The sequence below is a fragment of the Halalkalibacter sp. APA_J-10(15) genome (genome assembly GCF_023017105.1).
Lineage (GTDB): Bacteria > Bacillota > Bacilli > Bacillales > Bacillaceae_D > Halalkalibacter.
On the sequence record NZ_JALKEV010000046.1, the window covers coordinates 1 to 980 of the forward strand.

General features: G+C 54.2%; 1 rRNA gene. It reads left to right on the forward strand.

Going from position 1 to position 980, the window contains the following annotated elements:
* A 16S ribosomal RNA gene (locus MW695_RS22185) occupies positions 1-980 on the forward strand; the annotation flags it as partial.

Genomic DNA, 980 nt, shown 5'->3' on the forward strand with positions numbered 1-980 from the left:
TGGCACCTTGACGGTACCTAACCAGAAAGCCACGGCTAACTACGTGCCAGCAGCCGCGGTAATACGTAGGTGGCAAGCGTTGTCCGGAATTATTGGGCGTAAAGCGCGCGCAGGCGGTCTTTTAAGTCTGATGTGAAAGCCCCCGGCTCAACCGGGGAGGGTCATTGGAAACTGGGAGACTTGAGTACAGAAGAGGAGAGTGGAATTCCACGTGTAGCGGTGAAATGCGTAGATATGTGGAGGAACACCAGTGGCGAAGGCGACTCTCTGGTCTGTAACTGACGCTGAGGCGCGAAAGCGTGGGGAGCAAACAGGATTAGATACCCTGGTAGTCCACGCCGTAAACGATGAGTGCTAGGTGTTAGGGGTTTCGATGCCCTTAGTGCCGAAGTTAACACATTAAGCACTCCGCCTGGGGAGTACGACCGCAAGGTTGAAACTCAAAGGAATTGACGGGGGCCCGCACAAGCAGTGGAGCATGTGGTTTAATTCGAAGCAACGCGAAGAACCTTACCAGGTCTTGACATCCTTTGACCGCTCTAGAGATAGAGTCTTCCCCTTCGGGGGACAAAGTGACAGGTGGTGCATGGTTGTCGTCAGCTCGTGTCGTGAGATGTTGGGTTAAGTCCCGCAACGAGCGCAACCCTTGATCTTAGTTGCCAGCATTTAGTTGGGCACTCTAAGGTGACTGCCGGTGACAAACCGGAGGAAGGTGGGGATGACGTCAAATCATCATGCCCCTTATGACCTGGGCTACACACGTGCTACAATGGATGGTACAAAGGGCAGCGAAGCCGCGAGGTGAAGCCAATCCCATAAAGCCATTCTCAGTTCGGATTGTAGGCTGCAACTCGCCTACATGAAGCCGGAATTGCTAGTAATCGCGGATCAGCATGCCGCGGTGAATACGTTCCCGGGCCTTGTACACACCGCCCGTCACACCACGAGAGTTTGTAACACCCGAAGTCGGTGGGGTAACC